Raw genomic sequence first — 2,549 nt, forward strand, 5'->3', positions numbered from 1 at the left:
CCGTCGCCGCTGAAGGCCACGGCCGTGGGCTCGGCGCCCTCCGGCAGCGGGGTGTAGGGGTTCTCCCGGACGGCGAGGCCGGGCGTACCGAGCAGCACGGTGCCCCGGCCCGCGTCGGCGAACGCGACGGTGGAGCCGTCCGGCGAGAAGGCGGCGTCGCGGAAGTCGAGGCCGCCCTGACCGGTGCCGTCGCCCCCGAGCCAGGTCTCCCCGAGGAACTCCAGCAGGCCGCCCTCCGGGTCGTCGTGCCCGGCCCGGTAGAGGCCGATGTTGGGGTCGTCGTCCGGTGAGCTGCGCTCCGGAGCGGTCAGCAGCATGCCGCCGGGGCCGGTCTCCAGGTGGTTGGCGGAGCTGGTGTACATAATGATCTGCGGGGCCGTCCCGTCGGCCTCGGTGGCGTGGATGGTGCCCATCGCCGCAGCGCACTCCTGCGGCGACGCCCCCTCCTGGCTCGTGAAGAACAGCAGCCCGCCGGCGTGGACCAGGTCGCGGCCGCAGTCGTCCACCGGCGCCGGGGTCGACCCCACCGGTGCGAGGTCCGCGTCGTAGCTCCGGATCGAGTCGCGCTGCCCGACGTGGATCCGGGACCCGTCCGGCTCCACCGCGATGCCGGAGACCCGGCCCTCGGTCTGCCGCTGCGCCCGCAGGACGCCGTCGAAGTCGTAACCCAGGATGGTGCCTTGGCCGCCGGCGGCGTTCTCGTCGGCGATCCAGACCCGCTGGTTGGCCGGGTCCACGGTGAACTGCGAGAATGACGAGACCGGCAGTTCGACCACCGTGCCGGCGGGCGGCTCCTCCGCTCCCGCCGCCGGTCCCGCCGTGGCCGTGAGACCGGCTCCCGCCATGGCCGCGGCCAGCAGAACCGTCGTCGCTCTGCCGCCTGTTCGTGCTCCGTACCTACGCAACTGCGCCCCCCACGGGTGGTGTTGGAGTGCGGCACCGTGCAGTGCCGCTCACATGCAACACATGAAAGCGCCGTCAACAGGTTGCCCGCAAGGCGTTTTCGTAACAACCGTGATCCAGGATCCGACTCCCGCTCGAGCCTTGTACCGCCCGTGGGCGCTCGTCGTACGACAGGATGTAGGCATGGCGAACCGACTTGCGCAGGCCACGTCCCCGTATCTTCTCCAGCACGCCGACAACCCCGTCGACTGGTGGGAATGGGAGCCCGCCGCCTTCGACGAGGCACGGCGGCGTGACGTGCCGGTGCTGTTGAGCGTCGGGTACTCCAGCTGCCACTGGTGTCACGTGATGGCGCACGAGTCCTTCGAGGACGCCGCCACCGCCGCCTACCTCAACGAACACTTCGTCTCGGTCAAGGTGGACCGCGAGGAACGGCCGGACGTGGACGCCGTGTACATGGAGGCGGTGCAGGCGGCGACCGGCCAGGGCGGCTGGCCGATGACGGTCTTCCTCACACCGGACCGAGAACCCTTCTACTTCGGGACCTACTTCCCACCAGCCCCGCGCCACGGAATGCCAGGGTTCCTCCAGGTGCTCCAGGGCGTCCACGCGGCGTGGGCGGAGCGGCGGGAGGAGGTGACCGAGGCGGCCGGGAAGATCGTGCGGGACCTGGCCGAGCGGGAACTGCCGTACGCCGACGCCGGCGACGTCGCGCCGGGCGAGGCGGAGATGGCGTCGGCGCTGCTGGGCCTCACCCGCGAGTACGACCCGGCCCGCGGCGGGTTCGGCGGCGCGCCGAAGTTCCCGCCGTCCATGGTCCTGGAGTTCCTGCTCCGCCATCACACCCGCACCGGCTCCGAGGGCGCGCTGCAGATGGCCGCCGACACGTGCGAGCGGATGGCGCGGGGCGGTCTCTACGACCAGCTCGGCGGCGGCTTCGCCCGGTACTCGGTGGACCGCGACTGGGTGGTCCCGCACTTCGAGAAGATGCTGTACGACAACGCCCTGCTGTGCCGCGTCTACGCCCACCTGTGGCGGTCCACCGGCTCGGAACTGGCGCGCCGGGTCGCGCTGGAGACGGCCGGCTTCATGGTGCGTGAACTGCGCACCGCCGAGGGCGGGTTCGCCTCCGCGCTGGACGCGGACAGCGACGACGGCACCGGCCGGCACCTCGAGGGCGCGTACTACGTGTGGACGCCCGCGCAGCTGGCCGAGGTGCTCGGCGAGGAGGACGCCGAACTGGCCGCCCGCCACTTCGGGGTGACCGCCGAGGGCACCTTCGAGGAGGGCGCCTCGGTGCTGCAGCTCCCGCAGCGCTCCGACGAGGAGGGCGGCGTCTTCGACGCGGAGCGGATCGAGGGGATCCGGCGGCGCCTGTACGAGGCGCGCGAGGCCCGGCCCGCGCCGGGGCGGGACGACAAGGTGGTCGCGGCGTGGAACGGGCTGGCGATCGCCGCGCTCGCCGAGACCGGCGCGTACTTCGACCGGCCGGACCTGGTGGAGGCGGCGGTGGCCGCGGCGGACCTCCTGGTGCGGGTCCACATGGACGAGCACGCGAGGCTCGCCCGGACCAGCCGGGACGGCCGCGCCGGTGCCAACGCGGGCGTGCTGGAGGACTACGGCGACGTCGCGGAGGGCCTGATCAC

The 2,549-nt window shown here is 72.8% G+C and carries 1 protein-coding gene and 1 pseudogene; one reads left to right on the top strand and one right to left on the bottom strand.

Features of this window, described 5'->3' with window-relative positions:
• Positions 1 to 845 (bottom strand): annotated as a pseudogene (locus HW445_RS26370) (hypothetical protein); the annotation flags it as partial.
• Between the two features lie 241 nt (positions 846 to 1,086).
• Here HW445_RS26370 and HW445_RS26375 point away from each other — a divergent pair.
• On the top strand, positions 1,087 to 2,549 hold a 1,463-nt coding region (locus HW445_RS26375; RefSeq protein ID WP_180223388.1), incomplete at its 3' end, for a thioredoxin domain-containing protein.

This window comes from Streptomyces sp. UH6 (assembly GCF_013421635.1).
Taxonomy (GTDB): Bacteria; Actinomycetota; Actinomycetes; order Streptomycetales; family Streptomycetaceae; genus Streptomyces; species Streptomyces abyssomicinicus.